The following is a 24924-nucleotide window of genomic DNA, read 5'->3' on the forward strand; positions in this document are numbered from 1 at the left end:
TCGACGAGGGAGGCGGCCGTCTCTTCGAGGCGCCTCCGGACGACCATGACTCGGATCCGCCGTCGTACCGAGTCGCGCATTCAGAGCCTCGTCCAGTCGTGGTCCGCCAACTCCTGACACGCGGCTTCGGCGGCCGCAATGGTCGACTCCAAGTCAGCGTCGGGTGGAAGTTGGCCGTGAGCGCCCTTGTTCCAGAACGTCAGGTGCCCGCGCCGCGAGCGGTCCAGGACAGGCAGGCGGTCCTCGCCGCCGGCCAAGGCTGTGGCGTGCGCGATCCTCTCTCTCGTGGTGTGCCACGACCCGAGGTCGGACAACGACGCGGTGACGTCCTCGCCACGGGTGACCGCACACGAGATGACTGCCTGCCGTAGGGCGCCGTCGACCGCGGCCCGGCACAACCCGGCGACGACGGAGTGCAGATCCTCCGAGTAGCTCCATTCGGTGCTCGTCGCCAGTTTCCGGATCTCGCGTGCGTCGGTGAGCAACGACTGCCACGGCAGGGTGTGCGTCGTCCACGAGACCGTTCGTGTCACCGCATCGCGCTGGAGCTCGACGACGCTCATGTCCGGATGTCGGGCGCGCAGATGTTCCTCGAGCCGAGGATCATGGGTCAGCGCGATCACTTGACGGGTCTCTGCGAGTCTGGCGAGCTCGCGCGCAAGAAGATCGACGCGAGTGTCGTCGAGGGCGTGGACGGGGTCGTCGACGATGAGGAACCCGAAGGGCCCGGGTACGTCGTGCACCAGCAGCGGCGTGAGCAGCAACGCGTTCCGTTGGCCGCTGCTCAGCATCCCGAGGGTGGCGTCTCGGCCGCCCATCATCAGGTCGACCTTCACCCCGCGCTGCTGTTTGACCCCGCCCTGATGCTGGATGGCCGGTAGCTCGACGCCGGCATCGGGCAAGAGACGGGCGAGTGCATCGTTGAGGCGTGCAGTCACCGCGTCCTGCCGCTCCTGGCGAAGTGCGACCTGCAGGTCGTTCAGAGTCTCCTGAGCCTTCTTCCAGATGACGGCGTCGGCGGCGTCCGCAGTCGTCCCGCGTACAGCCGCGGCGAACCCGTGAACGACGGCGGCGAGGTCGGAACGCCACCTGGCCGCGGTGTTCGTCGCTGCCCGCAGGCTGTCGAGCCACTGCCGGTAATCGTCCGAGCTGAGCCGTTGGAGGAGGGCCCGCCCGGCAACATGCGCGTCGGAGTGGGCGTGGCATCCGCGCGCGACCGCGGCCCTCAACGCAGCGGTCTCTTCATCGGGTCCACCGTGCACCCCGGCGTCGAGAAGCGGTGTCAGCTCCGACTCGGCCCAGTCCCGCAGCTCCGTCACTGAGTCGAGGACCTCCTGCGCGGCCGCGGCGCGCTCCAGGAGACCACTGGTGAACCGCCGGAGATGTCCGCGCCAGTCCGTGGACGACCCACAAAGCGGGCAGACCGTGGAGTCCAACTCTCCGATGTCGAGGAGTTGGTCCAGGTGATGGAGCGCCGCGGCCATGCCCGGGCTCTCTATCGTGTACTCGGCCGACGCGAGTCGCTCATCCGCTGCATACAGACGACCTCGGATCGACGCGAGCCGATCTTCGTGGTCGACCCCTACGGTGATCACCGGCTGTGGCTCCGTCACCGAGAGACCGGTGGCCTGCAGCCACGAGTCGATGTCGGCTGCGTCTTGGGCCCGGGGCCAACTGACGGCGGCGGGTCGAGCTGCGCCCTCGCCGGGGGTCTCGTACTTGGCGGCGAGCCGGGCTTCTGCTGCCCGCGCATCCTTGACCGCCTTCTCGAAGACCTTCTGCGCTGCCGTCGCGCGCTCCGCGCGGCTGTCGACGACATCCCGCACGCGCTGCCACTCCGGGCCGAGGACGAGAAGCTCTTCGAGGAAGACCTGAAGCGCCTTGCTCTCGATGAGCCGACTTTGGATGGCGTCGTAGCTGTAGTGCGCTCGGGTACTTTCTAGAGCCTGCCTCCATGAGCCGTCGAGCTCGATCAGCTGTGGCTCGGCATCGCCGTCGGTGAGCCGGCCGGTGACGGTCGGCGTGTCGGTCCCGGCTGCGAAGTCCACCTCGATCACGAGCCGAGACGCACCGCTGGCGAGCGTGAGGCCGACCGTCCCCGAGCCGGCGCCCTCCGTGAGTAGTTCGGCGGCCCAGAGCGTGTTCGTCGTACCTGTCGTCAGGTCGGCGTTGCCGCGCAGTGCGCAGTCGATGCCTCGTGCAAGGCTCGTCTTGCCTTGCCCGTTCGAGCCTCGAATGACGGTGATCCCAGGTATGGGGGAGAGAGTCAGAGCAGGCGGATCGAGCGAGGCGATTCCGCCGATTCCTTCGACTCGAACCTCCACGATCCGCCAAGACCGTTCGTGGAGAAGAGCACCCGCAGCGTCGCCTTCTGTAGCCGCCGCCGCGACGCAGTCCTCGACCGCCTTGAGGAGCCGCCTGCGACCCTCCTGCTTGTCTGACTCGTTCCCGGTCGCTATCTCCTTGCTGACCAGATGGTGGAGTTCCGACAGCGTGACTTCACTCAGTACCTCCACAGAGGTGCCCCCCAGTACCTGCACGATTACTCAACGTAGTGCAGGTGGGATCCGACGCTCTACTGGGTGACGTGGGCGTGTCGTATGGACTTCGCGTCAGGGAAGGACGTGGCCGAGTGTCTCGCCGATGACAGCTGTGAGCGAGCGCGTCCGCTTGTACGCCGGAAGTAGCTCGCTCGGGGGCTGATCCGGCAGGTGGAGGCGACCGTCGGTGTCGAGGACGGCGACTGGGTCCGCGTCTCGCAGCAGCGTCCAGAAGCGATATCCGGGGCGACCGAAGAGATCGTCAGGCCGCTTGTCGCGGAGCGCCTCGACGACGGTCGGGAACCGCAAGAGCTCGGGTCGGTGGGTTTCCGTCGCGTCCATTCCGGACGAGTCGAGCTGCCCGTTGCGGGCGTCCCACTCGTGGCGATCGTCGACGAGTGAGGCGAGCACTCGGGCGATGACCCGGAAGGTCAAGGCGCGCGGGCCAGTTGACGGAGCCTTCGCCGGCGGGTTGAGCCCTGCAGCTCGTTCTAGCGAGTGCACGACATCGTGACCGCCCGATGCCGCGATTGCCTCCGTCCACGGGATCGGCTTGAAGTCGTCGGCGACGTGCACATGCGCACGGCCAGTTCGGTTCAGGTCGATAAGGGTGGTCGTCGCTGACGGCATCCGGCGGATGAGGCTGAGGCAGTCGTACTGGCCGCCGCCCGGATGCGTCTCGATGAGCAGGAGAGCCGGGTTCCGCCGGACGATCTCGCTCGCGATCCACCACGACTGCGCGATGACGAATCTGCGCGCCGGCTCGCTCATCCGAGGAACTGCCCGAGTGTGTCGCCGAGCGTCCTCGTCAGCGAGCCTGTGCGTCGATAGCGCTTGTAGACGTCGGTCGAGGTCTCGTCGGCGTAGTAGAGGCGCGCATCGGTGTCGAGCACCGCGACGAGACGGTGGTCGTGCTCCAGCATCCAGAAGCGGTAGCCGGGCTGGCCGTCGACGTCGTCGGTGCGCACGTCGTCCAGTGCCGCGGCGACGTCCGGAAAGTGCCTCAGCTCAGGCCAACAGCCGGACCCCAGCTGGAAGGTCTGGAGGTAGCCGCTCCTGACCTGGAGAGGGCGCCGGTCGTTGAGCGTCGTGGAGAGCAGACGGGCAATGAGCCGGTAGGCGACTGCCTTCCGACCGGACCGCGGATTTCCAGCCGGGGAGGCGAGGCCTGCGGTCGCCTCGAGCCGCGTGAGCGGCTCGAAAGGATCACCCGCCTCGAAGACCTCGCGCCACGTCATCGACGGGAGCTCCGGCTCGGACGATCGGCCGAGCGAGCCGTTGCGGTCGATCTCCAGCACGGCTCCGCGCGAGGACGGCGCCACGACGCTGTCGATGAGTGCCAGGTTGTCCTGCGCCGTGAAATCGGGCTTCGTCTCGATGATCGCTAGCCTTGGGTGACGCCGAACAAGCTGGCTCGCGATCCACCAGGACTGCGCCACGACGAACCGACTCGCGGGCCACCCGGCAGACACTTCGACTCAGCCCTTCGCCGACATCGCGGATGCCGACGGCCAGATTCTGCTCGCCCGCTGTGCCAGGTCGATGCCGCGGGCACGAATGCTTGCCTCATCCCAGTCCTGGCCGCCGTACTCGGTCAGGAGCTGCTTGTTGAGGTGGAGGATCGAGTGCTGGTCGAGCGTGACGCGCTTCTTCTCCCACGGTCCGTTGGACTGGCTGGTGTTGAGCTTCCCGGTGATCAGGGTGAGGTTGCCGATGCTGTGCAGCAAGCGGCTGCGCTGGGACGTCGCCTCCTGCGCGTCGTCGCCCGCCGGGGGCGCCCAATGCGTCGTCCACGCCCGAGGGAGGATGTGCTCGATCGTCAGCTTCTTCGGGACCTCGGTGGACTCCGTGTACGGCGTCCGAAGCGACTCCTCGATCGCCTCCAGAACCATCCGCAGTCGGCCGAGGGTGAGTAGCCGGTACAACGGCAGCTCAGTGAATGCCGTCTGCAGCTGGCGGTCGTCGGGCCATTGGCGAGCGTCAGCCTCCTGGCTCGCCAAGTAGGCGACGATCGCGTCGTTCTCCAGTGTCGGATCGTCCTTCAGACGCCCGACAAGGTCGATGAAGACGCGGTTGTAGTCCTTCGTGGTGAGGCGGCAGACCATGCGGCGCACGAGGAAGCTCTCGATCGCCGTCCACGCGCGCACACGTGTCTCAGGCGTGATCCCCGGCTGGGAGTACAGCCAGAGCAGCACCGGCGTGGCTACGCCAGCGTCGATGACCTTCCAGCGGTAGAGGAAGCGCTCCAAGTCCTTGTCGGCGGCCGGGCTCTCCAGCATCCGGTAGCTCGTCCCGACGTTGACGACGTCGGCGACGACACCCGCGACCTCCTGCTCGCCGTCCTGGACGTACTTGCGGAAGCGATCGAACAAGTTCTGTGCCTGGACTTCGGAAGCGGTCCGCATGACGAGCCAGTGGCCGAGGAAGGTGTCCAGACGGGGGCGGTAGAGACGACCTTGGCGAACGTCCTCCCGCCACCAGTCGTCCTCCAGCCGAGCCCATTGCTCATCGTGCAGCGCGTCCGCGCTCTGCCCCGCAGCCGTCGCTCCCTGCAGGACGTAATTCTTGATCAGATCGGACTCGCGCAGAGGTGTGCCGCGAGCGTTCAGGGTCTCGAAAATGACAGTCGCATCGTCCGTCGTCGACAGGTCGATCACGACGAGCTGCAGGAGCGAGAACAGGGTTGTCTCAAGACCATGGACGAGGCGGGTGCGCTCATTCGGACTGTCGGCGGCAGCGATCCACTCCCGAATCTGGAGACGGAAGAAGGCGTGAGCCTGAGCCACTGCCGAGCCCACGAATGCCAGATCCTCGTCACCGTTGCGCATGGCCGCGCGGAACGCATCGCGGTCGAGCTGGGTGGGCCAGAGCTTGAACTCGTCGTCACCCTCGACGTCGCGGTTGATCACGATGCGGCGTAGCCGCTTCGACTCCTGGACGAATCCGTCCTCTTCAGTGACCTGCTGGGCTGCATCGGCGAGAAGCTGCATGGTGGTCAGACGCTGCTGACCGTCGATGACGTCGCGGGTCTCCAGCTCCGCGACCGCGTTGGGGCGCTGTTGCAGCACGACCGCACCCATGAAGTGTCGTTCGACCTGCTCTGCCGCTTTCGCGCCGTGATCGGCGATGTCGCCGCCCAGCTCGTCGAGGAACTCCAGGTAGCGCTCGGCGGTGTTCCGGACGTCGTCCCAAAGGGGCTCCCACTGATCCTCCTGGTTCCAGACATACGAGCGCTGGAACCTGGGGACGACGTAGCGGATGTCCTTGCTGAACAACTGCCTCAGGCTGAGAGTGTCCGCCTTCATCCTTGAACACTCCCGGTCTCATTGACGGTGGTGGCGGTGCTGCGCTCAATGGCGCGGCGGCTGAACTCCTCGTGCGCGACGGTCATCTCAGCTTCGCGATCGACACCAGTGAACGGCAACTCGTAGCGGCCGAGGTCGGCGCGGGAGCCGTGCTTCTCGTACTCCTTGACGACCTCCTTCGGCACCTGACGACCGTTCGCGTCGAACTGCAACACGCGCTCGTATTTGCGAAGCACACCGAACTGGGTCCGGTAAATCGCGCAGAGCTCCTCGGCGGTGATGTCGAGCATGACGGCTGCAAGAGCGTCGATCTCGACGAGAGCCTGCCGGCGCTCCTGGTCCCGCCGGAGCGGAGTTCGCATGCTCCACGACTCGTTCACGTCGCCCACCTCCGGCGTCGGCATTCCGGTGGCTGTCCAGCGGTCTAGCCGCCACACCTCGTCGAAGAGCTCTTGCCACAGAGGAGCGTAATCCTCAGTGAGGCAGTTGAGGCGAAGTGCACGGATGACAAGATCCGGAATGAGTGCATGTTTGCGTGGGTGCGGAAACTGTGAGAATGTTGCTTCACTGATTCCAGATCCTGCCGCCAGTTTTACGAAGAAGTCGACCGGAAGTGACGCCCAGAATCCGGCCGCTATGGCAAGGTCTAGAGGTGAACTTGCGCTAAGTGAGTTAATTCCGTGTACGTGCGTTGGGCCGGGCGGAAGTAGTGCGGCATTGAGTGTTCTGACCATCTCAAGATCAGCCATTCCTCGCCACGCAAGTCGCCAGAAAGTGTTTGTAGTCGCGCCGTCCCATCGCTGGTAGCCGGCTATGAACTCGTGCCAATCCTTTCTTCGCTGATAATTTGTCCGCGGGTAGGCTTTTGACGACAGTAGCTCGAGGTCAATCTCGCTGTAGTCCTTATTGCTCTTCATTGATGGGTTTCCGTTCTGGAAGAACGGGTTTGCAGTCGCTATGTGTGGTCCCTGAAGGATCACGTCCGATGCTGAACCTGGGACAGCTGACTCTTTTGCAAAGAATCCCGCGTCGCGTTTCTGCTTCTCGTGCCAGCCTGAGGTGGCTCGGCTCTCTATCGAGCCGAAGCGCGGAGCGATTGCCAACTTGTCTAGGACGTTCTGGCTGGCGACGGTTATTGGACGTAGCATCCGGGCCTCTTCAGGCGCGGCCTCCTCGGCGTCGAGTAGCGCCCACGTGCGGAGCTGGTCAAGATTGACGGAGACGATCCGCGAACGGTGAGGTCTGACATCCCACTTGTCGTGGTCATCCTTGACGCCCGGATCAGGGCGAGAGCCATCGTCGGTGAAACTTCGATCAATTGTTTCCGGAATGTATAGGCTGGCCGCATTGAGGAACTGGGGATCTCGCGGAGATCCGTAGATCTGGACGCCGTAGGATCGGGTGTTGTTGATCTCGAAGAGTTTCCGCTCATTTCGGAACTGCCAATGCCGGCGCAGTCGGCGGTATGCCTGGCGGCGGATCTTGCCCGCCCTCTTCTCGGTGAAGTGTGATTCTGGGTGAATGAGGCCAATGATTCCGGTTTGCGCTGCGATTCGCCATGTCCTGTCCATGAAGCAGCGGTAAAGGTCTGGCTGTGTTCCGGAAAGCAGAGGTCGCTCGATAGAGTCTCCCAGGTGGCGCGATGTTCCCGCGACCGAGGTTCGTTCGCTAAGGTATGCGACCGCAGATTCGCTTAGTGCTTTCCGGCGCCGACTTTTATAGCAGTCATCGGAGGAGTCGTCGGTCAGGGCGAACCAAGCGTCTTCCTCTGCCAGGGTGAGGCTGTCGTCCCAATCTGGCCGGACCCAGGGAGGATTCCCCACCTGAAGATGGAATCCGCTGTTACCGGCGAATACTGGGGCAAAGTCAAGCTCCCAGTGCATGAAGCCTTCCCGGCTGGCTATAGTGGCGCTGGTTGTCAACCAGGGTTGCAGTTCGAGCATTTCAGAAATTGATTTCATTCCTGAGAATGATCGCTCGTTATGCTCCGCATCGTCTAATTCGGCCCAGGTGGCATCCTCGGCAAAGAGGCCTCGCCCCTTCTTGACCTCGGCCTTACTGGTGTGGCCGAGGAGACCTTCGAGGGTGTTAAGCCATTGTTCACGGGTCGGTGGTGTCTCGCCGTTCGTGACGGGCCAGAACCAGAGGGCAGCCCAGGCGTCCATGACGCGGCGGAGGCGACTGTAAGCGCTGTCTGGATCGGCAAGGGACTGCTCGATCTGCTCGCGTTGCACAGCGCCTGTGCCGACCGGCAGGTCGTCAGCGCCCCACACGTCGATGTCGCGGTGGACCTCTTGCTCGGCGATCTCGAGCCGGCGGCGGGCCAGGGCCCACAACGCCTCCACCCGGCGGCCGAGGTCCTGGAACTTCTGCACCTCGGCCTTGGTGAGCGTGCTGGTGATCTGCTTGCGCCACTCCTTGAGGGCCTTGGTCTCCTCGGGGCGGAGTTCCTTGGCTTCCTTGGTGTCCGCGACCGCGCCCCAGCCCGCCGCGGGGAGGAGGAAGTGGTGGATCTCGGTGGCGGCGATCGGCTCGGAGAGCGGGCGGGGAGTGGGGGGAGTCTTGAGCCAGCCCTTCTTCGCGACCTGAGCCGGGGTGTAGGTCTCGCGGCGTGCGCCGATCAGTGAGTTGCCGCGCCGGAGGTGGAGGCCGAACCAGGGGGCGCGAAGGCCGGGGTGCATGGCGTCGAGCCAGAGGGTGATCTCCGCGAGCTCGACGGCGGTCGCGTTGAGGTCGACGCCGTAGCAGTTGTGCAGTGCCAGGTACGCCTTGACCTTCTGCTTCTCCGCGGCGTACTGCTCGGGTGGGATGTCCTCGCCGAGCTCCCGTTGCCGGCGCGTCAGGTACTGGTCGGCGAGCTGGTTGATGGCCTCGACGAGGAAGGCCCCGGAGCCGAGGGCGGGCTCGCAGACCGTGAGCTTGAGGATGTCCGCGGCGAGCGTCGTCGTGTCGTTCTGGTCGAGGAGCTCGGCCAACGAATGCGTGACGACGCAGCGGGTGAGGACCTCGGGGGTGTAGTACGAGGCGCTGCGCTGGCGGTCGCGTCCGGAGAGTCGGAAGACGAAGTCCCCGGGTTCGTACTCGACCCGGTTGCGGTCGCCGGTGTCCGGGTCGTCTCGCATGACGAACCAGTTGTCGTCGAAACCCTCAGTGCTGGAGATGGGGACGACCCAGCTGCCCTTGGCCGGGTCGCCGTCCTTGGCGACCTCGACCATGTAGTCCCGAGCGATGGAGCCGGTGTAGGACATGAGGCCCTCGTACACCGCACCGAGCTGGTTGATGCCGAGCTGGGCGTAGGAGACGAAGCCGCGATCGCGGCCGCGCTGGTTCTTCGACAGCAGCAGGCGGCCGAGGACCTTCTGCAGGCAGGCGTTGCCGAGCCCGACCTCGTCGATCAGCATCGTCGCTTTCGGGCTGAAGAGGTCGGCGCGGAGGGCCTCGAACTTGAGCTCACCCTTGTCGTCGGGCTCCAACACGGGAGTGCCGTCCGGGCCGAGCGTCTCGGGCGGGTAGCCGTCGTTGACGAGGCGGAAGAGCACGCCGAGCGAGCGGTAGAAATGCGTGCCTGTCTGAGCGGCGGAGCTGGTGAGCTCGGTGAGGACCAGCTCGCGGAGCCGGTCGAGTCCGTAGCCCTCGGAGTATTCGGGGGTCTTGATCGGAAGCACGCCGAGCTCAGGACGTGCCTCGGCGTAGAGCAGGAACAGGATTCGGTAGAGGTAGCGGAGGCTCTGGCGGGTGAGGTCGGCGGCGAGACCGTCGACGTCGTCCGGGAGGCCGTTGTCGCGGCGCCGGTGGAGCACGTCGGAGGCGATGAGCTCGATCGACTCGCGGACGCCGTCACGGAGGCCCTTGGACACGCCCTCGGCGTGCTTGACCGACTCCTCCAGCAGGGTGAGGAGCCGAGCCTTGTCCTCTCCGGTGTCAGGGACGAGGCCCTCCGCGCCGACGAGTGCTGCGATCGTCTCGAGTTCACCGATCGCCTTGGTGTCGCGGCGTTCGAGGGCGGTGGCGAGGTCGATCGCGAGGTAGCGGCCCTCCGGCCAGGTCCCGCGTTCGGCGAGCAGGAGCCAGCCCCCCGCGGTGACCAGGATGAGGGCAGGCTTCTCTTCGGTGTGGAACAGGCCGGACAGGACCTCGGAGGTTGCGCTGACCTCGACGCCGTCGACGGTGGCCGGGGTGAGCAGATGACCGGCGCCGTTCGCGTTGAGCAGGTCCTCGATGTCAGCAGCGTCTCGGGCTTGGAGGACGACCAGGGGAGTCCCGTCGGGTGACTGCGGAACGGCGGCCCGCACGGTCAGCTCCGTGTCGGTGCGGGAGCCGATCCAGGTGGTCTCCTCGGCCGGGAGCAGCAGCGCCGCGCGGATGGCCTGGTGGAGCGCGTTGAGTTGAGCGTCCAGCTGCGTGCGCTCCGCCTGGATCTGCTTCTGGCTCTTCTGCGCGAGCTGGTCGTGGTGCTGCGACTCCGCCTCGCGGTAGCGGACCAGGTCCCGGCCGAAGTCGCCTGCGAGGGAGATCAGGCCGCTTCGCGGGGTGACCTTGGCGTGGTCCTCCCGCTCCTTCCATTCGGCGCGGCGGGCCCGGACGGTGGCCGGGAACTGCTCGGCGAGCCAGTGCTCGGAGACGAAGTCGTTCTCGACGACGATCGTGTCGAAGGCGCTCATCGCGGGTCTCCGTTCGGGACGAGCAGGAGCAGAACGCGCACCATCGGCTCCTTGCGGGCGCTGAGCGACTCGACGAGCTTCTGGGCCTGGGTGCCGTGATCAGCGATGCGCTGGCGGGCTCGCGCCGCCTGGCGGGGGTTGTCGAGCTTTTCGGCGAGGGCCTCGGAGTCCTTGCGCCACTGCGCGACCCCACGCGCGGCGGTCCGAAGAGGCTCGGTCACGATCGCGGCGCGCTGCAGCTTGAGCCACGCCATGTGGGAACGCATGCGTTCCACCGCGGCCGGGACGTGGCTCGCATACGCACTGAGATCCAGCGGAGTCTGCGGGTTCACTGCGTCGCTGCGGAAGCCCGCTGACCGCAGGATGGCCTCGGCGTCGTCGAGCACGATGGGATCACCACCGGGCGGGAACTGCATGCCGACGACGGAGCGCAGCACCACCTGCCCGCGTTGGTTGGTCAGCGTGCCGAGCACGATCGCGGTCGGCCTGTCGACCGCGGCGGTGGCCACCGGCACCTGGTTGCGGCCCAGCCGGGTCAGCGCCCGGTCCACCGCCCAGTCCAGGACGGGATGCAGCGGGGAGAGGAAGTGCGCCAGCGGCCACTGAGTCTCCTTGTCCCCCTTCTCGCCGACCCGCCCTTCGGTCGCCAGACGCAGGTGGTCCTCGCCCGCCTCGCGTGTGACGGCCAGGAGCAACTTCTCCTTGATCTTCCGCTGGGCGAGGTAGCTCTGCGGGAGCGCGCCGAGGCGGGCCAGGAGGTCCTTCGGCGGGACGAGCTCGACGAGTCCCTCGTCGGGATGCTCGGCCCAACCCACCCCGCCGTGGCCGCTGGGGTTGCCGTCGAAGGCCTCGTGGAGCGCCTCACGGAGGAAGTCGACCTCGTGATCGAACAGACCGTTGTGCTCGGCCTCAGGGGGCGGTGCTTCGGCGGTGGTCTCCCCGTGGGTGAGGAAAGAGATGTCGAAGTCATCGAACTCGTCGTCGCCCGCGAACTCGTCCTCCGCTGTGGGTTCGGGGATGACCTCGTCGAGCGGAGTGCCGTTCTGCAGGGCGCGGCGGATCGCGCTCTCCTCCAGATCGACGTCGTGGAGGTGGAGGAGCGAAGCGGCGTCGCCGAGGGCCTGGTGGGCGGCGTGCTCCTTCTCCAGAAGCCGGGTGATGACGCGGACGTCCCCACTGAATTTCTCGTCGGAGGTGGTGAGTGCCAGCGCGACGATCGTCGGCACTTCCTTCTGGCCGAAGCGGTCGATGCGTCCGTTGCGCTGCTCGATGCGGATGAGGCTCCACGGGATGTCGACGTGCACGAGGTTGTGGCAGCGCTTATGCAGGTTGACGCCCTCGCTCGCGACGTCCCCGGTGATGAGGACCCGCACCGGCGTCGTCGCGAGCTGGAAGGCCTCGACGACCTCCATCTGCTTCTTGTCCGGCAGCTTGCCATGCAGCACGGCGAAGGCCTCGTCCGGCAGTCCGAGGAGCCTCGGCAACCGGGCGCGCAGCCAGTCGAGCGTGGCCAGGCGCTCGCTGAACAGGACGACGCGCGTGTCGCTGCCCTGGCCGATCCCGATCGACGTGAGGTGCTCGACGAGCTTGTCGAGCTTGGCGGATCCACGCGCGTTGCTGGCGAGCTCGGCGAGGCGGGTGAGCGCTGCGGATTCGGCGTGGGCGTTCGGGTCGGTGGCGATGGCCTTCTGCCGCGCTTCGACCGTCTCGAGCAGCGCAGCAGGGGAGGAGAGGAACGCCTTTGCCAGGTTCCACGAGAACAGCTGCCGGCCGCCGCCCGTCATGGGGGATCCGCCCGGTCCGGGGTGCAGCCAGACGGTGGACAGCTCGGTGGCGACGGCGTCCTCGGCCGGATTCGCGGCCACGGCGAGGACCTGCGGCTCGGGGCGCTCGGCCCACAGATGCCCGACCTCGCGTGCGACGTCGGGCGAGTGCCGATGCCGCCTCACGAACAGGTGCTCGATGTCCTTCACGTCGTACTGCTCGCGGTCGACGATCGCCGTGGGGTCGAGCAGGTTGATGAGCTCGGCGAAGGAGTCCGGCTTGCCGTTATGTGGGGTTGCGGAGGCGAGGATCAGCGCGTCCGTCTTACCTGCCACCAAGCGAGCGAGTTCGCTGCGTTGGGCGGCGGCATTGGTGACGTTGTGAGACTCGTCGATCACGACGGCGTCCCAGTCGTGGTTCTCGAGGTGGGCTCGGTAGCGAGCTGACTTGAGGGTGTCGACGGACACGATCACCTTGGGGAAGTAGGTGAACGGGTTCCGGCTCGACGGGAGCTGCTGGCGGACGCGCTGGATGCCGTCGGAGTCCAGGCGGACGAGCGGCAGGCAGAAGCGGGTCCACAGCTCGTACTGCATCTGCTCGAGGACCTGCCGTGGGGTGATGACGAGGACCCGTTCGGCGCGGCCGCGGCGGGCGAGCTCGGCGAGGATCATGCCGATCTCCAGGGTCTTGCCCAACCCGACGGCGTCGGCGATCAGCAGCCGGGGACGCAGACGATTCGCGTCGAGCGCGGTAGCGACGGCCTTGCGCTGGTACTCCAGAGGGGTGAGCAGCATGTCCGCGCTAACGGTCAGGCCCGGTTCGTGCAGCGGGACCGGAGTCTTGCGAAGCACGGACTCGACCCAGAGGCGGCTGCGCCGGAAACGCGGGGAGTCGTCGAGCACGAGGGTGGCCTCGGCGGGATCGAGGGCGATGACGTCGTCGAGCGAATCGTAGAAGGTCGCGGTGACGCCGCGGACCAGCTCGGAGCTGCCCGTACAGCGGAGCTTCCAGCCCTCTCCTGCGCGTTCGCACGAGGAGACCACCCACTCCTCGTCCCGTACCAGAACCGTGCTGCCTGCCGCGAAGGCTGCCGCCACCAGTGAACCCCCTTGCCGGTCAGGATTTCTGACCGTAGTGCTTGCCCACGCTGGGTGAGTGGGCGGTCCCGTTCGTGTCGGGTGCCACCTTGATGCCCAAGGCGTGGAGTGCGTAGTACGTCGTGACGTCCTCGGCGTCCGGAAGGAACTCGCTCAAGTCGATGTCCGTGTCGCCGGGGAGGACCTCGGTGCCCGAGCCGAAGCTCTTCGGGAGGTTCTTGTGGCTCCTGCTGATCATCTTGCTGTGCCGGCGGAGGATCTCCCGCTCGGCCGCGGTCGTCTCGGCGAAGGTCGCCCGGCGGACCGAGACGATCGCGGCGCCGCCGCGGGTGTGGGTGAGGATCCGCTTGCGGTCGCCGTGGCCGATCTTCAGCCTGCCGCCGTTGGCGACGAGGTAGAGCAGGTGCGGGTCGTCCTTGCGGGCGCGGTGAGTTCTCGAGCCCGGCTCCGGGTCGCAGTTCTGGCATTCGCGAACGTTGAGGTTCTGGACAGTGCCGCACTTGTCGTGGGCACCCCAGAAGCCGTGAGATTCGCTGCCCCAGCGCTGGTAGGGGAGTCCTTTGACGTCACCGGCAATGACCGTCCAGCCGGGGTGAGCGCGAAACTCGAGCTCTTCTTCGTAGGCGGCGGCGGAGAGGTACTCATGTACGTCGGCGTCGTCGAGCATGTCGGCATCGACCCACCGTTTCGCGTCGGGCACGTACTCGGGGAAATCTGCCTCGAACGCTGTCGCGAGCCCACCGAGATCCAGATCGGCGAGATTCGTGCGGTCGTCGAGGCAGGCATGGCAGCGTGTGGACCAGCCTCTTCTGCAGGTCCGGGTGAGCCCACACTCGAAGCACTGCCAGATCTGGACGGTGCGGAACTCCTCGACGATCACCATCTGTGTGGCGATATTCTCAGCACACTCGTCGCAATGGTTCATCCAGGCGACTGCTCGGACTCCACCCCTTTTTTTGACGGAGACCCCGAGTGAGATACCGCAATTTGCGCAGACCTTCTCATTCATATCGACTCAGTGACGTGTGATGAGCAATGTGCTCGTCTTCGACCGGACTGTCATCCATCAAACAGTAGCACTTTAGGGCCCGCGCATCCGCTCGCTCGATGGCATGAACTTTTGTTTCTTGGCGAACGTTCGGCGATCTCAGGCTCAAACTTGAAGGCCACGCTTGCACTTGCCGGGTGATCGAGCTATCGCAGAGAAGCTCGGGCGACCTCTGGCACCTCGGCCCAGCGGTGTTGGCGAGGGTGCTAATTACGGCAGAGGAGGTCATTGGATCGGAGCGAGAAGCCTCGATCTAGCGTCGTGTGGTCCACCCCGATACTTGTGTGCGACGCTCATCGCTTCGTATCCCGCTATGCGACCGCACCCCTGATGATTGTCAAGTGCACTGGGCTGCCAAACAAACAGCGTGGTTCTTGGCATATGTCCCGCGCGAACAGGACCCAGGATCCGCCGGGTCCAGTTCCGCTCATGGCCGCGCGGCCAAGAGCCCTTATGGAACGCCTGCGGCGTGGCCTGTCGGCCCGGTGGCTTAGCGCAGCCGGTCTCCCGGTCAAGGGCGCTGCGCGTCGCTGCGCGACCGGACTTCGTCCGGCCCTTGACCGCGAGCCTCGCCGGCCGCGCTGGGTCGCCCGAAGGGGCGGCGGGGGAACAGCTCCCCGCCACCCCTTCGGGGTTCCCGGGCCGACAGGCCCCTTCTGATCTGGAGGCCGACATGGGCAAGGCGCAGCAGACCATCACCACCACCGACAAGACCATCGCCGAGGAGAACGCCGGACGCGGACTGTCCTCGGTGTGCACGCTGGCGGTGCGGGTCGCAGGGTTCGTCCCGACCCGGGTCGACATGCGCTTCGCCGGAACCCCGCAGCAGCAGCTCGGAATCACCCTGGGCACCGTCCTGGTCTACGTGAACATGCACCGCACCGCGGCGACGATCGCCGACAAGTGGGCCGCCGCCGCTCCGCTGGCCCGGGGTCTGTCCCATGCCCTGCCCCAGAGCCGCCGTGATGCGACGGTGGCGGCGGGGCCGTGGCTGCTCTCGGCGATGGTGCGCTTCGCGGGGACCCCGGCGGTGACGGCGTCGATGCTGACCCCGGCGCCGGGTCGGGATGTGCCGCCGTTGCTGCGGATGCAGGTCGGCCCGGTGACCTGGGAGCTGGCCGACGCGGTCGCCTACACCTCGATGTTGAACGCGTGGCGGATCGCCGAGGACCTGCTGGCCTGTGGACAGACCTCGACCGAGTAGGTCTGTGCGGCCACGGTTGTGGATGGTCGGGCCCGGCTGCTGGTGCAGCCGGGCCCCTCTGCGTCACCCTCGGGTCCATGGAGCGTTGGCGCGTGGGAGTGCTGCGGTCGGGTGCGGAGATCGTGGCCTGGACCGACCAGGGAGAAGGCCAGGATTGGGACTCCGCTCGGGACGCCGCGGTTGCCGCGCTGCACGCGCGGGTCCTGGCCGAGGGGCGCGGAGAGTTCCGGGTCCAGGTCGCGGAGAACGAGGCGTATGTGTTCCCCGGAGAAACCCTAGATGGTGAGCTCGAGCTGACCGGGATCCGCGACGTGCTGCCCCAGCGCTACAGCCGCTGAGACAGGGGAGCGGACGCCAACGGCGGCTCACCCGGCCCGGCGATCAGGACGATGGCCCGGTCCCGGAGCCCGCCCGCGCACCAGACGGTGCGGCAAGGGCGACGGCACGGCGCAGACGTTGCCGGCCCGTGGCTCCCGTCGTGAGCGGGCCCGGCCGTTCGTAGACCTGGCCGGCGGCGCCGAGGTCGTGCTGCTCGCGGCGCCGATGGAGCGCGGCCCGGCCACGGTCGAGCAGGTCCCGGGGCACCCCATAGCCCCCACTGAACCCGAGGCGGTTCAGACCGATGGGAGGCTGCAGTGACGGTGCGCTGGATTAGGTCGCCGTATCAGGTGGCCGAGACGATGCGCCCCGCGATGGTCCCGGCGGCGGCTGTGGAGTCCGCGGTCACGGACAGCTGGATGCTCGCGGACTGGCCGGGGTTGATGGTCACGGCGGAGCTGAAGGGCTGGGTGATGGACCAGCCGGTGGGGGTCTTCTCCGACACCCAGCGCGAGGAGGTGAGTGCTACCTGGCCGGTGTTCTCGAGCCGGATGGTGACGGTGCAGTTGCCGGGAAGAACCTCGGCGGTTTTGCCCTCGACGAGTGTGCGTGACACCAGCGGGTTGATGGTCACGCTGGAGCCGTCGGCGGTGATGTTGGAGCAGTCCGCGGAGGACTTGGTGCCGATGGCACTCGCGACTCGGGCCGAGGCAGTGGAGTCGATGAAGCCGGTCGTGCCACTGATGACAGTGGTGAGGACGACGATCGCGAAGGCGATCCCGCCGGCGAGCAGGAGGCCGAGGGGGATACCCACAAGAACGGCGGTGCGACGGCTGATCTTCTTCACGGTTCCTTCTCCTGCGGTTCGCGTCACCACGGCGGTGACGCGTGAGAAGACGATCGAGGCCTGTCGTGCGTTAACGTCGATCATCACTACTGATGACCGACGGTGCGAGCACTCATGGGGTCGGATGTGCATCAAGCGTGGTGCGAACTAGCGTCGAACCGCTGAGATTCCTGCACCTCCTGCACTGGCGAACGTTGCTGTTGTTGCAGGTCGGAGGCCCGTGTGGGAAGTCACGGCTGCCTTCCAAACTGGCTACGCGGGTTCGATTCCCGTCGCCCGCTCAGGTAGGTCTACCAGCGGAAACGGCGCCCACTCCCGGTCTTGGGAGGTGCGCCGTCGTCGTTGTCGTGCAACTGGCGTGCAGTTGGCCGTCGTCGTGCTCGTCGTACTGGACCAGGTCGTCGAGGCGTCGCGCGATGGCGCGGTCCCGCTCGCTGGTGGCGTGCTGGTAGATCAGGGCGGCCCGCATCGAGTCGTGGCCCCATCCGGTGCATCAGCTCGCGGGTGCTGGCTCCGGCCGTGGCCGCGAGGTGGTTGCCGGTGTGGCGGAGGTCGTGGAAGTGGAAGCCGCTCGGGAGGCCGGCCGCGACGACCGTGCGGGTCCAGGTGGTGAGCACCGGTAGAAGTCCACCTGCGGTGTCGATGACCGCCCCCGGGCGTCCTCCACCACTGGATCGGGGCGCGGCATCGCGTCCGGCGTGGGCGACCGGTCCGCGTTCGAGCGTCACGGCGCCGCGTACACGCCGGACAGCCGCTGCAGGAGCACGTCGCGGGGCCGTTCGTCCCGTCCGGTTCGGGGGTCGGTCCCGGCGGTGCGCCGAGTCGTGAGGCACCCGGGTCCACGGGCCGGACGGCACGTCGGGGCGGCCACGACGCGGTTCACCCGGGCGGAGTCCAGCGGGAATCCCCTGCGATCGACGATGCCGTCGTGAGACCTGCGCCCCGGACCGTGGAACGACGCCGCCCGATGCCCCGGACGGACCGCCTACGCGACGAGCAGTACCCAGGTCCGCCCCGGGTGCAGGGGCACCTCGCGACCGTCGGGCGCGGTCAGACGGGTGGGGTCGCCCACGGCGGGGCGGGACCACCGGGCGGGGAACGAACGGCCGTCACGCAGGACCTCGGCGTCGCCCGCACCGACGGTGAGCGCGATCGGGGAGGCCGAGCCGGCGCTGTCCCGGACCGAGGACTCGACGACCCCGACCCGTTGCACGACCACCGTGTCCGCCCGCACCGGCCGCCGGTCCGGACCGGCGACGGCGATCTCGCCGCCGGTCGCGATCGTCCAAGCGCGGTCGGGTGCGCTCCAGGTGACGGTGACGGCGGTGGAACCCACCCGGACGGTGCGCTCCGGGGCGGGGGCACCCCCGTCCGGCGCCGGCCCGAAGCGCAGGCCGACGTCCTGGACCGGCCCCGCCTCCGGCACCCGGCCGCGGAGGTCCGCCAGGTCCACGTAGACGTTCACCGGCGCCGGCCGCCGCTCGTCACGCCGGAACGCCGCCGGGAACCCGCGGGGCACGGCCGGGACCAGCGGCGCGGCGACGAGCTGGTCCAGGACCGGCGGTGCGGCGCCGGAGAAGACGAGGGCCGGACGGCCGTAGGCGCCGAGCACGCCGATGTCGGTCTCCCGGGCACTGCGCACCGGCCCCACCGAGCCCGGCAGCTGCGAGGCGAACACGGCGAGCAGCCGGGTGAGACCGCCCTCGACCGGCTCGACGTACACGACGTCGGCGAACTCGACGCCGTCCCACGGGCGCGCCCGCGCGGTGTTGTCGATCTTCACGGCGAAGACTCTCGCCCCGGGCTCGGAGGGCAGCCCGGTCAGCGGTGACAGGAGCGGCGCCGGCGGCGCCGGAGCGGTCGCCGGTGGCGGTACCGGCACGGACGGAGCGCATCCGACGGCACCCACCAGCACCAGTCCGACGAGGGCTCTCACCGCCGGGTTCCCACGCACCGGCGCACCGTACTCCGCCCCATCGCGCGTCCTCCGGCCAGCCGGCCGAGCGCAAGCCGGTGCCGGACCGGTCCCGGGGCCCGCCGGCCGACCGCGGCCGAGACGGCCCGGTCGCTCGCTCACGCCGATGTCGAGCCCTGCTCGACGACGAGCCGGGTCCGGTCCGTCGAGTTCGACCCGGCCGAGCGGAGGTCGCAGGTCGCGAGGCGGCCCCGGACCATCCGCTCGGGCGCGGGACGGTGCTCAGAACGGGTACTGCGGCAGGTCACCGCGGACCGTGACCCACTGGGTCTCGGTGAACGCCTCGATGTTGGCCTCGGCGCCACCGTGGCGCGATCCGTTGCCCGAGTCCCCGACCCCGCCGAAGGGGGCGACCGCCTCGTCGTTGACCGTCTGGTCGTTGATGTGGACCAGTCCGGACGGGATCCGGTCGGCCAGCGCGAGGCCCTTCATCACGTCCCGGGTCAGGATCCCCAGCGAGAGGCCGTACCCGGTCCCCGCCGCCAGCCGGACCGCCTCGTCGAGGTCGTCGAAGGGGACGACGGGCGCGACCGGCCCGAAGATCTCGTCCGCGTAGGCGGGTGCGGTCAGGGGCACGTCGCCGAGCACGGTGGGGCGGTAGAACAGGTCCTCGTAGCTGCCGCCCGCGAGCACCCGTGCCCCGGCCGACACACTTCCGGTGACGATCTCGTGCACCCGGTCGCGCTGGCCCGCGTCGATCAGCGGGCCGATGGCGACCGCGTCCGAGGCGGGGTCGCCGACGGGAAGCTTCTCGGCCCGTTCGGCCAGCAGCGCCGCGTAGTCCGCCGCGATGCCGGACGCCACCAGATGACGGCTGGACGCCATGCAGATCTGGCCGGCGTGGTTGAACGAGCCGAACGCCCCGACCGAGGTGGCCCGGTCCAGGTCGACGTCGTCGAGCACGACCAGGGCGGAGTTGCCGCCGAGCTCGAGGTGCACCCGCTTGAGCCGGTCCGCCGCGGCCCTGGCGATGGCCTGCCCGGCCCGGGTCGAGCCGGTGAAGGCGATGACCGGGACCTCCGGGTCGTCGACCAGCGCCGCACCGACGTCCGCTCCGCCCGGCAGCACGTGCAGCAGCCCGGGGGGCAGCCCCGCCTCCTCGAACACCCGCGCGAACACGACGCCGCCGCTGACGGCGGTGCGGGGGTCCGGTTTGAGGACCACCGCGTTGCCCAGGGCGAGCGCCGGCGCGATGGCCCGGATCGCCAGGATGATGGGGGCGTTGAACGGCGCGATGACGCCGACGACCCCGACCGGGCGCCGCCGCTCCATCGACAGCCGCGGCTGGGTCGACCGCAGCAGCCTGCCGTAGGGGTGGGCGGCCAGTGCGGCCGCCTCGCGGCACTCCTCGGCGGCGACGGCCCGCGTCTGGAAGCCGGCGAACGGTCGGATCGCCCCGGACTCGCGGATGAGCCAGTCGTGGATCTCGTCCTCGTGCTCCACGAACAGGTCCGCCGCGCGCCGGAGCACCGCGGCGCGGGCGTCGTACGGCTGCGCGGCCCACTCCCGCTGGGCGGCGACGGCCGTGGCCGCCGCCGTGCGGACGTCCGCGGCGGACGCCGCGCCCACCTCGGCCAGGGTCGCGCCGGTGGCCGGCTCGACGGACGGGTAGGTCCCGGCCCCGCCCTCGGCCCACCCCCCGGAGTAGATCCGCCCCTGCCAGCGGGCGGCGTCCAAGAAGCTCATGCTGTCACCTCGTCGTGGTAGTCCGGTGGAACCGGGGTCGGGGCGGATCACGGTGCGACGGCGACGTCGAGCACCAGGGGTGTCGTGCGCCGCTCCAGCGTCGGTACGACCTTGTCCAGCACCGTGGTCAGGTCGCCGTGGTCGACCACCCTGTGGGACTCGCAGCCCAGGGAGGTCCCCAGCCCGCTGATGCTGATCTCCTCGAACGCGGGCCAGGGGGCCGCGCCCGGTGTGCCGGTGGCCGAACCGCGGCCCCCGGCGAGCCGGTCCATGATCGCGTAGCGACCGTTGGACAGCACGATCACGAGCACTCCGACGCCGTAGTGGGCCGCGCTCCACAGCGCCTGGATCCCGTAGAGGGAGGAGCCGTCCCCGATCACCGCCACGACGGGTCGCTGCGGGGAACCCAGCCGCACCCCCACGGCGGCGGGCAGTCCGAAACCCAGTCCGCCCATGGCGGCGCTGAGGAACCCCAGCGGAGCCCGGGCGGGCACGAGCTCGTGCAGCAACGCCCGGCTCGACGGGGTCTCCTCGACCACGACGGTCTCGCGCGGCAGCCGTTCCGCGAGCGCGGCGAAGACGTGCTCGGGACGCAGCGGCTCGCCGGCGACGGGCGGCGCGACGACCCGGGTGCGGCGGACGTCCGCCGGTGCCGCGTCCCGGGCCGGGACCCGCCGGGCCAGCTCGGCGCACACGGCCGCGGGCGCCGCGACGACGGCCAGTTCGGCAGGGCTGCGCAGTGCCTCGTCCGGATCGTCGGTGATCACGACGATCCGGGTGCCGGGTTCGACGAGCGCCCCGTTCTCGAAGGGGTACTGGCGGAACGCCGCCGCGCCCACCACCAGCACCAGGTCGTGCCCGGCCAGCGACGAGCGCACACCGGCGCGCCCGGCCGGCAGGTGCCCGGCGAAGCGGGGGTGGTCCTGCGGGAAGCCCGCCCGCGCGCCGAACGGCTCCTGCCAGACCGGCATCGCGAGCCGGTCGGCGAGCGCCACCAGCGCCGCCCAGGTCTGCTCGTCGTCGGCGCCCGCCCCGGCCACCAGCGCCGGGGAACGCGACCCGGTGAGCAGCTCGGCGACCGCGTCGCACGCTGCGGGATCGGCAGCGGCCGTGCGGAGCGACCGCACCGGGGCGGCCTCGGCGGCGCCGTCGTGCTCGGCGTCCCAGTCGTCCATCGGCACGATCACCACGGCGGGGCCGCGGTGCAGGTTCGCCTCGTGCCAGGCCCGCGCCACGGCTCCGGGCACGTCCTGGGCCCGGACGGGCTCGCACACCCAGACCGCGTGGGGACGGACGAGCTCGTCGAGGCGCTGCCCGGCCAGGAAGGGCTCGAACGCGAGGTGGCGGCGGTCCTGCTGCCCGACCACGACCACCAGCGGTGCCCGGTCGACCTGTGCGGTCGCCAGCGCGCCGACCGCGTTGCCCAGGCCCGCCGTGGTGTGCAGGATCGCCACCGCCGGCCGCTGCCGCGCGAGCGCCCACCCGGTCGCCATCCCCACCACCGAGCCCTCGTGCAGGGCCAGCACGAACTCCAGATCGTCGGGCAGGTCGGTGAGCAGGGAGATCTCGGTCGAGCCGGGGTTCGCGAACAGCGTCGTCGCCCCCTGGCGGCGCAGCACGGCCAGCGTGGCGTCGCGGACGGTCGTCATCGCGCACCCGTCCCGGTGCCGGCCGCGACCGCGACGTCGGCGGCGGGCTCGCCGATGCTCGCCGCGGCGGCGCGGACGCGCTCGGAGGCGTGCCGCAGGGCGGACCGTTCCTCGTCGGCGAGATCCCACTCGAGGACCTCCTCGACCCCGCCCGGGCCGAGCCGCACCGGCACCCCGATCCCGACGCCGTCGATGCCGTACTGGCCGGTGAGCACGACCGAGGCGGGCCACGGCTCGCCGGATCCGGTGGCGACGGCCTCGACGAGAGCGGCGGCGCCCGCACCGGAGCTCCACGTGGAGGTGCGCCCGGAGTCGAGCGCCACGTGCCGGGAGTACCAGGTGGTCATGTACTCGTCCGCGACGGCGCGCTGCGCATCGGTCAGGACCACCGGCTCGCCGCGCAGCCGCACCCGGCTGTAGAGCGGGACCTGGGCCTCGCCGTGCTCGCCGAGCACCCACGTCTCCACGTCCTGGGGCCGGGCGTCGAGCGCCCGGGCCACCCCCGTCCGCATGCGGAGTCCGTCGTTCACGGTGTAGCCGATGATCCGCCGCGGATCGAGGCCCGTCCGCTGCTGCAGGCGCGTGAGGAGCGCGTCGACCGGGTTGGTCAGCACCATCAGGATCCCGCCCCAGCCCGCTGCGACGAGCGGGTCGACGATGCCGTCGAGGAGCGCGGCGTTCTCGGCGAGGAAGACCGACCGCGAGGCGTTGAGCCGCAGCGGGACGGCGGCGCTCAGCACCACCACGTCGGCGTCGAGCGCGTCGTGCGGCTCGCCCCCGCGGACCGACCGTGCCCCGCCGAACGCGAGCACGTCCTGCAGGTCCATGACGTGGCTGGTGATCATGTTGGGCCGGGAGTCGACGAGGACGACGTCGTAGGGGGTGTCGGTGCGGAGGAGGTTGTAGGCGAGCGACGACCCGATGCCGCCTGCGCCGCCGACGATGACGACCTTCACGAGGTGGGCTCCGTTTCCTGGGTGGTGGGGCGGTCCGCCCGCCGGGGGAAGGCCGCTGCGCGGACCTCGTCGTAGGGGCGGCCCGCGACGCCGGGCCGGGACCGTCCGACGGCGCTGCCGACCACGGCCAGCAGGAACGCCGCGGGGACCGAGACCAGCGCGGGGATGGACAGGGGGAAGATCGCGTTCTCGGCGCCGAGGACGTCCGGGCCCAGTGCCACGAGCACCAGCGAGATGAGCAGGCCGCCGATGATGGCCACCTCGGCTCCCAGCCGGTTGAACCCGCGCCAGTAGATGCTCAGCACGAGGACCGGCGTGAGCGTGCTGGCCGCGATCGCGAACGCGACGTTGGCGAGGAACGCGATGTTCAGGTTCCGGGCACCGAACGCGAGCAGGATCGCGACCACGGCGAGCACGACGCCGGCGATGCGGCCCATGAGCAGCTGCTGCTTCGCGCCGACCTCGCCCCGCTTGACCACGTTGGTGTACAGGTCGTGCGCCGCGGCCCCGGACGCCGCGATGGCGATGCCGCTGAGCACCGCGAGGATCGTCGCGATGACGACGCCCGCCAGCACGGCGAACAGCAGGTTGCCGCCCAGCAGCTCGGCCAGCCGCGCGACGGCGAGGTTCCCGCCGGGGCTGTCGGCGACGATCTGCTCCCGTCCGACGATGTCGAGCGCGGCGTAGCCGAAGACCGGCAGCAGCAGGAAGAACACCGAGAAGATGATCATTCCGTAGAAGGCCGACGTCCGCGCCGCCCGCCCGTCGCGGGTGGTGAGGAAGCGCAGCATCACGTGCGGCAGCCCCATGATGCCCAGGCACAGGCCGATCATCAGGGACACGTTGTTCAGGGACTTCGTCAGCGGCAGCGGGTGCGCGCTCACCACGTCGTCCCCGAACCGCTCGGCGGCGACCTGGAGCGGCCCCAACGGGTTCCAGTCGTAGTGGGCGACGACGAACAGCAGCAGGAGGAAGACGGTGGCGAGCAGCAGGACGGTCTTGAAGATCTGGATGTAGGTCGCGGCGACCATCCCACCCATCACCATGTACACCGTCATGAGCACGGCGAGCAGGACGACCGCCAGCTCGTAGGGCACTCCGAGCAGCAGCTGGGCCAGCACACCGGCGCCGACGAACTGGATCGTCATGTAGATGACGCTGGTGACGAGCGTCGTCGACGCGATCGCTCCGCGCAGCAGCCGGCCCTCGAACCGGAAGGCGACCACGTCGGCGAGGGTGAACCGGCCGAGGTTGCGCAACGGGACCGCCACCACGAGCAGCACCAGCAGGAACGCGGTCGGGATGCCGATCGCGAGGTAGAAGCCGGCGAAGCCGGTCAGGGCGACCGCACCGGTGATGCCCAGCAGGGCCGCCGACGAGATCTGCTCGCCGGCCAGTGCCAGCCCGTTACCCAGGCCCGACACACGACGACCGGCGACGTAGTGGTCGCCCGCGTCCGCCGTGCGGCGCGCCGCGAGGAACGCGAGGACCAGCGTCACGGCGATGATCGAGCCGGCGACGGCGATGGAGGTGATGTTCACGGGGCGATCTCCCCGGCGGTCTCCGCGCGGTTCTGCGCGCGGACGTACAGCCCGGCCGCGACCACGACGAGGACGAAGTCGAGGAAACCGATCACGTAGCCGATCCCGATCCCCCCGACGGTGCCGGCGAAGAGCGGCGTGAACAGCATGAGTACGACCAGCACCAGCAGCAGGGCGAAGGCGATGGCGCCCGTCGTCAGACTGCGGCGGATCTGTGCGGAGACGACGGTGTCGTCAGGACCGTGGTGACGCATCGGTGCGTTCCTCTCGACGGACGGACGTTGTCCTTCGGTGCGAGCGGGGACGCTAGGTCGACCGGACCCGGCAGAGAAT

16 protein-coding genes are annotated in these 24924 nt (G+C 69.0%); 2 read left to right on the forward strand and 14 right to left on the reverse strand.

The genetic code is table 11. The annotated features are described in order from the left end of the window. Nucleotides 1–80: 80 nt before the first annotated feature. From ND486_RS27765 to ND486_RS27795, 7 genes are all read right to left on the reverse strand, one after another. Nucleotides 81–2540, reverse strand: coding sequence for a hypothetical protein (locus ND486_RS27765; RefSeq protein WP_251787265.1), 2460 nt, complete (start codon nucleotides 2538–2540; stop codon nucleotides 81–83). Between the two features lie 72 nt (nucleotides 2541–2612). Beyond that, nucleotides 2613–3311, reverse strand: a complete 699-nt coding sequence (locus ND486_RS27770; RefSeq protein WP_251787266.1) for a hypothetical protein — start codon at nucleotides 3309–3311, stop codon at nucleotides 2613–2615. Then, complete coding sequence (locus ND486_RS27775) at nucleotides 3308–3979, reverse strand: hypothetical protein (protein WP_251787267.1); 672 nt, start codon at nucleotides 3977–3979, stop codon at nucleotides 3308–3310. The genes ND486_RS27770 and ND486_RS27775 overlap by 4 nt, the downstream gene beginning before the upstream one ends. Before the next feature lie 39 nt (nucleotides 3980–4018). After that, nucleotides 4019–5815, reverse strand: a complete 1797-nt coding sequence (locus ND486_RS27780) for a DUF262 domain-containing protein (RefSeq protein WP_251787268.1) — start codon at nucleotides 5813–5815, stop codon at nucleotides 4019–4021. A gap of 26 nt (nucleotides 5816–5841) precedes the next feature. Further along, a complete protein-coding gene (locus tag ND486_RS27785) occupies nucleotides 5842–10506 on the reverse strand; it encodes an Eco57I restriction-modification methylase domain-containing protein (protein ID WP_251787269.1) in 4665 nt (1554 codons plus the stop codon). Continuing rightward, a complete protein-coding gene (locus tag ND486_RS27790) occupies nucleotides 10503–13367 on the reverse strand; it encodes an SNF2-related protein (RefSeq protein WP_251787270.1) in 2865 nt (954 codons plus the stop codon). The genes ND486_RS27785 and ND486_RS27790 overlap by 4 nt, the downstream gene beginning before the upstream one ends. 19 nt (nucleotides 13368–13386) lie before the next feature. After that, the gene (locus ND486_RS27795; protein WP_251787271.1) at nucleotides 13387–14250 is read right to left on the reverse strand and encodes a hypothetical protein; all 864 of its coding nucleotides are present in this window, start codon (nucleotides 14248–14250) and stop codon (nucleotides 13387–13389) included. Between the two features lie 838 nt (nucleotides 14251–15088). Here ND486_RS27795 and ND486_RS27800 point away from each other — a divergent pair. Next, nucleotides 15089–15619, forward strand: a complete 531-nt coding sequence (locus ND486_RS27800; protein WP_251787272.1) for a hypothetical protein — start codon at nucleotides 15089–15091, stop codon at nucleotides 15617–15619. A gap of 77 nt (nucleotides 15620–15696) precedes the next feature. Beyond that, nucleotides 15697–15957: a hypothetical protein gene (locus tag ND486_RS27805; protein WP_251787273.1), complete on the forward strand. Its 261-nt coding sequence runs from the start codon at nucleotides 15697–15699 to the stop codon at nucleotides 15955–15957. A 326-nt stretch (nucleotides 15958–16283) separates the two neighbouring features. Here the strand turns inward: ND486_RS27805 and ND486_RS27810 are convergent, their stop codons facing one another. The 7 genes from ND486_RS27810 to ND486_RS27840 all read right to left on the reverse strand — a co-directional run bounded on the left by ND486_RS27810 (nucleotide 16284) and on the right by ND486_RS27840 (nucleotide 24845). Next, on the reverse strand, nucleotides 16284–16784 hold the full coding sequence (locus ND486_RS27810; RefSeq protein WP_251787274.1) for an NEW3 domain-containing protein: 501 nt from the start codon (nucleotides 16782–16784) through the stop codon (nucleotides 16284–16286). A gap of 985 nt (nucleotides 16785–17769) precedes the next feature. Beyond that, nucleotides 17770–18861 (reverse strand): DUF3048 domain-containing protein, encoded by a 1092-nt coding sequence (locus tag ND486_RS27815; protein ID WP_308215891.1) that lies wholly within the window; start codon nucleotides 18859–18861, stop codon nucleotides 17770–17772. A gap of 120 nt (nucleotides 18862–18981) precedes the next feature. Then, nucleotides 18982–20445 (reverse strand): aldehyde dehydrogenase family protein, encoded by a 1464-nt coding sequence (locus tag ND486_RS27820; RefSeq protein WP_251787276.1) that lies wholly within the window; start codon nucleotides 20443–20445, stop codon nucleotides 18982–18984. Nucleotides 20446–20492: 47 nt separating this feature from the next. Next, nucleotides 20493–22094, reverse strand: coding sequence for a benzoylformate decarboxylase (gene mdlC, locus ND486_RS27825; RefSeq protein WP_251787277.1), 1602 nt, complete (start codon nucleotides 22092–22094; stop codon nucleotides 20493–20495). Then, nucleotides 22091–23050: a hypothetical protein gene (locus tag ND486_RS29990; protein ID WP_251787278.1), complete on the reverse strand. Its 960-nt coding sequence runs from the start codon at nucleotides 23048–23050 to the stop codon at nucleotides 22091–22093. Before ND486_RS29990 ends, mdlC begins: the two co-directional genes overlap by 4 nt. Further along, nucleotides 23047–24591 carry a cation acetate symporter gene (locus ND486_RS27835; RefSeq protein ID WP_251787279.1) on the reverse strand — a complete coding sequence of 515 codons (1545 nt, stop codon included), beginning with the start codon at nucleotides 24589–24591 and terminating at the stop codon, nucleotides 23047–23049. Before ND486_RS27835 ends, ND486_RS29990 begins: the two co-directional genes overlap by 4 nt. Next, on the reverse strand, nucleotides 24588–24845 hold the full coding sequence (locus ND486_RS27840) for a hypothetical protein (RefSeq protein WP_251787280.1): 258 nt from the start codon (nucleotides 24843–24845) through the stop codon (nucleotides 24588–24590). The genes ND486_RS27835 and ND486_RS27840 overlap by 4 nt, the downstream gene beginning before the upstream one ends. Nucleotides 24846–24924: the final 79 nt, after the last annotated feature.

Origin of the sequence: Pseudonocardia sp. DR1-2 (assembly GCF_023717215.1) — a bacterium.
GTDB lineage: Bacteria > Actinomycetota > Actinomycetes > Mycobacteriales > Pseudonocardiaceae > Pseudonocardia > Pseudonocardia alni.

Coding starts and splice junctions, on each gene's coding strand:
- ND486_RS27770 (WP_251787266.1), bottom strand. CDS start 3,311: ATGAGCGAGCCGGCGCGCAGATTCGTCATCGCGCAGTCGTGGTGGATC.
- ND486_RS27785 (WP_251787269.1), bottom strand. CDS start 10,506: ATGAGCGCCTTCGACACGATCGTCGTCGAGAACGACTTCGTCTCCGAG.
- ND486_RS27795 (WP_251787271.1), bottom strand. CDS start 14,250: ATGGTGATCGTCGAGGAGTTCCGCACCGTCCAGATCTGGCAGTGCTTC.
- ND486_RS27800 (WP_251787272.1), top strand. CDS start 15,089: ATGGGCAAGGCGCAGCAGACCATCACCACCACCGACAAGACCATCGCC.
- ND486_RS27805 (WP_251787273.1), top strand. CDS start 15,697: ATGGAGCGTTGGCGCGTGGGAGTGCTGCGGTCGGGTGCGGAGATCGTG.
- ND486_RS27820 (WP_251787276.1), bottom strand. CDS start 20,445: ATGAGCTTCTTGGACGCCGCCCGCTGGCAGGGGCGGATCTACTCCGGG.
- mdlC (WP_251787277.1), bottom strand. CDS start 22,094: ATGACGACCGTCCGCGACGCCACGCTGGCCGTGCTGCGCCGCCAGGGG.
- ND486_RS27840 (WP_251787280.1), bottom strand. CDS start 24,845: ATGCGTCACCACGGTCCTGACGACACCGTCGTCTCCGCACAGATCCGC.